Below are 4,552 nucleotides of genomic sequence, written 5' to 3'. Positions count from 1 at the left end.
TCGGGGGTGTGCAGGCTCCGCAACAGGGCGTCGAGGTGGTCGACGACCCATGTCCAGCTCTCCTGTGAGTCGGGGGCGCTGTGGCTGAAGCCTCCGGACGCCTCCAGGCTGACGAAACCGTGGAAGACGCTGCCGAGCAGCCGGACGGCGTGCGTCTGGTCCGGTTCCGGCAGGTCGTAGCCGCGCAGGATCGCGCGTGTCATCTGGGCGTGTCTGCCTCCGGCGCTCGCGGCGGCGGTCTGGGGGTCGAGGGGGAACCGTGTGGCGGCGTATCGGCCGGGGTGTGCGCGGGCGTAGTCGCGGTAGGCGTTCGCGAAGGCCGCCAGAGCGTCTCTGCCCGCTCGCCCGGCCAGCGCGTCGGCGGCACGCTCGGCCAGTTCCTCCAGAGCGAGCAGGGCGATCCCTCTCTTGAGGTCGTGGGAGTTCTTCAGGTGCGAGTACAGGCTCGCGACCTTGACGTCGAACCGCCTGGCGAGCGCCGAGACGGTGACCTGGTCGAATCCGACCTCGTCCGCCAGCTCGGCTCCTGCCTGGATCAGCCGTCGCGCACTCAGTCCGGCTCGCGCCATACCCTCCACCACTACCTGAAACCCTTAAGAAATTGCCTAACCCTTTTAGGTAAATTACGGTACCACTCATGAAGCCGCTGACCGAACCAGAGATCCGTGCCGCATTCGTGAACTGCACCAAGGGCGCGGCGAAGCGTCTGGCGGTCCCCCGCGACCTCGCCGATCGCCCCTGGGGCGAGCTCGACTTCCTGGGCTGGCGGGACCCCCGGGCCCCCGACCGTGCGTACCTCGCCATCGAGCTCGACGGCCGCCCGCGAGCCGTCGCGCTGCGCAGCCCGGCTCCCGCCCCGTGGCAGGCGCGGCGCGGCATGTGCTCGATGTGCCTGACCCCGCACACCGGGGGCGTCTCTTTGATGGTCGCGCCGAAGGCGGGCAAAGCCGGGCAGCAGGGCAACTCGGTCGGTACCTACATATGCAGCGACCTGGAATGTTCGCTGTACGTGCGCGGTCGCAAGGACCCGGCGGGCGGCGCCCGGATACACGAGTCGCTCACCCTGGAGGAGAAGATCCAGCGGGTCGAGGAGAACGTCGCCGCGTTCCTCACCAAGGTGGTCTCGTGACTACGGACCGCCCGTCGCCGTCGCGTCCCCACCGTCCCGGACCGGGCCGATGACACGGTCACCTGAGTAGGCGTACTCAGGCAGCCGTTCCCGCGCACGGCTACCGTCTTTCTCCAGGAGGGTGCGGACTGCTTTTCCCAGAGGGGACGGACTGCGTCCTGGGGCGGGCAGGCGGGCGGCAGCAGCGGACAAGGGTGTCGGGTCCCGTGTCCGCAGCGGTCCGGCGTGTGGGTGGGCAGACTGGATGCTGGACGGGCACCATCCTGGTCGCATGGAGGGTCGTCGCACTCGCGGGGTGCGGGATGGGCGGCCCGCCGCTGTCATCGGACACCGCTCATGCGGGGACGCGGAGCCTCGAAACGGTCAACGACGAGACGAAGAAGGTGTCCAGCCAGGTATTCGACGTCATCGCGGTGCACGGTGAGGTGTCGAGAACGGGTCCCGGCGTCCGCACGTGCGAGGGCCGAGACAGAGACCGCTTTTTCACGGTGGTCCACACCTGGAGCGTCGCCGGACAGCGCAACGAGGAGCTGCGCGAGGCCATGACCCGCCTCACCGAGCGCCTCCCGGGTCGCGGATGGCAGATCCACGCGTACGGGCGCAACAGCAGCCACGCGAGGACCCTCGAACTGTCGGCGGAGCACCCCGGCAGGAAGTTCGCCCTGAACGTCGAGCTCTGGGACCAGCGGAAGGGAACCGGGGAAGGACCGCCGAAGCTGCTCGTGCATGTGGCGTCCGCCTGTCACGAGAGCCCCGAGGGGCAGGAGATCGAGCGGTTCTGACCGGCGAGCGTCCGCGGCGCCCTTCCGCCGGCGCCGCCCTCAGGCGAGCCGGCGATCTTGCGCGAGGCGCCGGCCGCCGCGACCTCGTTGCTCGGCATCGCGGCGGCGTCACGGGCCGTCCCGGCGCGTCAGGCTTCGGTGGCGACCCGGGGCGCGGCGCACGCACGGAGGCCCGCGGTCAGTTCGGCGTCGTTGAGGCCGCGCCCGATGAACACCGCGCGGCTGCGGCGCGGTTCGACGGCGCCCCATGGCGCTCCCCGGCGCAGTTCGTGGAGCCGGTGGACGCCCTGCAGTACGTAGCGGCACTCCTCACCGGCGAGGGCCACGATGCCCTTGAGCCGGTAGAGGTCCGCGCCGCGTTCGGCCGCCAGGTCCCCCAGCCAGTCCTCCAGCACCGCGCGGTCCAGCTCCGCGGGGACCTCCACGCTGACCGAGCCGATCCCGGGGTCGTGCCAGTGCCGGCCGTCGTCCTCGGTGAGCCAGCGTTGGTCGGCCTGGGCGGTGCGGTCGAGGTCGAAGGCGCCGACGCCGAGGACGGCGTCCAGGTCGACCTCGGAGTGGCAGGAGGTGACGAGTCCGGCGGTGGCGTTGATTCCGCGCAGACGCGCCAGGAGCGTGTCGAGCTCCGCCGTCTCCACCAGGTCGGTCTTGTTGACCACGACGCGGTCGGCGACGGCGATCTGGTCGGCCACCTGGCGGCCGGCGCCGGCGTGGTGCTCGCCCGCGTCCCAGGCGTCGAGGTGAGGGGTCACGTGCCCGGCGTCCACCAGGGTGACGACCGCGTCGAGCCGGAACCGGGAGGCGACCTCCTCGTCCACGAAGAACGTCTGGGCGATGGGGTTGGGGTCGGCCATACCGCTGGTCTCGATGAGGACGCGGTCGAGGTGTTCCCGCTCGCTCAGCCGGTTCAGGATGTCGATGAGGTCGGTGCGCGCGGTGCAGCACAGGCAGCAGCCGTTGGCCATCTCCACGATCTCCTCGTCCGTTTCCACGACGAGGTCGTTGTCGACCGGGATGTCACCGAACTCGTTCTCCACCACTGCGATGCGCTGCCCGTGCCGCGCGGTCAGGATGTGGTTGACGAGCGTGGTCTTGCCGGCTCCCAGGAAGCCGGTCAGCACGGTTACCGGGATCTTTGCATCTTCCCTGTCATGGTGTGTCATCGGCGCTCTCCCTGGAGGGGTGGGTGGGCGGTGGGGTGGCTGCGCGGTCGTGCGCGGAGCGGGAAGGCAGGTCGATGCCGGCCCGCCGCAGCAGTGCGTCGGCCCGCTCCTGTGCCTCCGCTGCGGCGGCTCGCTCGTCCACGTTCAGGCAGCGCCCGTCCCGGTGGACGATCCGGCCTCCGACGACGGTGGTGGTCACGTCCCCGGCGCGGGCCGCGTACACGAGAGTGCTCACGACGTCGTGCAGCGGTCGCAGGTGAGGCGCGGTCAGGTCGACGACGGCCAGGTCGGCGAGGCGGCCCGCGACGAGCGAGCCCGCGTCGACGCCCGCGTAGCGGGCGCCTTCCCTGGTGGCCATCGCCAGCGCCTCCCGGGCGGTGACGACCTGGGGGTCGAGGGTGTGCAGCCGCTGCGCGAGGACGGCCTGTTTCATGCACTCGAACATGTCCTGCCGGTGTCCGCAGCTGGGCCCGTCGGTGCCCAGCGCCATCAGGACGCCCGCGTCGCGCAGTTCGGGCAGCCTGAGGGTGCCCGAGGCCAGGTAACCGTTGGAGACGGGGTTGTGGGCCACTGCCGCACCCGCCGCGCCCGCCTGTGCGATCTCCTCGTCGTCCAGCCACACGGCGTGCGCCAGCGTGGCCCGTGCGTCGAGCAGCCCTTCCCTGGCGAGCCACTGAAGCGGGCGCACGCCATAGGCCTCCGTGTAGCCGCGCGGATCGGCACCGGATTCGCAGCAGTGGGTGTGCCAGCGGGTGCCCAGCTCGCGGGCCAGCCCCACGGAGGCGCGCACCAGTTCCTGGTCGACGTACGTGAGGTTGAGAGGCGCCGGCCACACCTCGATGCGTGAGCCCGGCGGGCGGGCGTGCACTGCCTGCCGAGTGAGGTCGAGTTCCTCCCGGGCGGAGTAGCGGAAGAGGGCTTCGGGCTGGCCGCGTCTGGCGGCCACCTCGGTGCGCTCACCGACGATGCCGCGGGCCACCGCGCCGCGCAGCCCGGCCTCTTCGAGGGTCCGGGCGACGGCGAGGGTGGTGTCGAGGTCGGTGGGCGCGTAGTGGTGGTCGACGACGGTGGTGATGCCGGCGCGCAGCGCCTCCGCGGCGGCGAGCCTGACGCCTGCCACGGCGTCCTGCCCGGTGACGGCGATCGAGTACGGCCACATGAAGTCGCACAGCCACGGCACGATGGACATGCCTTCGCCGAGCCCGCGCGCGAGCGCCTGGTAGAGGTGGGTGTGGCCGTCGACGAACCCCGGGATGACGGCCTGCCCCCGGCAGTCGAGGACGGTGCGCGCCCGCAGTGCGGACAGGTCGCCGGCCGGGCCGACGGCGGTGATCCGGTCGCCGGTGACGGCCACGGCGCCGGGGTCGTAAACGGTGTACCGCTCGTCGACGGTGACGACGACGCCGCCGGTCAGTAGCAGGTCGCAGCGGTCGGCGAGGGGCCCGGGCGCCTGCCGGGCCTCGGGCTCGGGGTGGGGA

General features: G+C 71.7%; 5 protein-coding genes. 2 read left to right on the top strand and 3 right to left on the bottom strand.

The features are described from left to right. A partial coding sequence (locus AB8Z75_RS31855) for a TetR/AcrR family transcriptional regulator (RefSeq protein ID WP_369208114.1) occupies positions 1-569 on the bottom strand: 569 nt, incomplete at its 3' end. Between the two features lie 68 nt (positions 570-637). Here AB8Z75_RS31855 and AB8Z75_RS31850 point away from each other — a divergent pair. Both AB8Z75_RS31850 and AB8Z75_RS31845 read left to right on the top strand, forming a co-directional pair. Continuing rightward, positions 638-1,129 carry an FBP domain-containing protein gene (locus tag AB8Z75_RS31850; protein ID WP_369208112.1) on the top strand — a complete coding sequence of 164 codons (492 nt, stop codon included), beginning with the start codon at positions 638-640 and terminating at the stop codon, positions 1,127-1,129. Positions 1,130-1,512: 383 nt separating this feature from the next. Beyond that, on the top strand, positions 1,513-1,911 hold the full coding sequence (locus tag AB8Z75_RS31845) for a hypothetical protein (RefSeq protein WP_369208110.1): 399 nt from the start codon (positions 1,513-1,515) through the stop codon (positions 1,909-1,911). 128 nt (positions 1,912-2,039) lie between these two features. Here AB8Z75_RS31845 and AB8Z75_RS31840 read toward each other — a convergent pair whose 3' ends face one another. After that, on the bottom strand, positions 2,040-3,074 hold the full coding sequence (locus tag AB8Z75_RS31840; protein ID WP_369208108.1) for a GTP-binding protein: 1,035 nt from the start codon (positions 3,072-3,074) through the stop codon (positions 2,040-2,042). Beyond that, complete coding sequence (locus tag AB8Z75_RS31835; RefSeq protein WP_369208116.1) at positions 3,061-4,488, bottom strand: amidohydrolase family protein; 1,428 nt, start codon at positions 4,486-4,488, stop codon at positions 3,061-3,063. Before AB8Z75_RS31835 ends, AB8Z75_RS31840 begins: the two co-directional genes overlap by 14 nt. Positions 4,489-4,552 lie beyond the last annotated feature (64 nt).

Origin of the sequence: Streptomyces sp. PU-14G (genome assembly GCF_041028275.1) — a bacterium.
Taxonomy (GTDB): domain Bacteria; phylum Actinomycetota; class Actinomycetes; order Streptomycetales; family Streptomycetaceae; genus Streptomyces.
The sequence above is the reverse complement of the archived record's forward strand: the minus strand, read 5'-3'. Positions and strand labels throughout refer to the sequence as shown.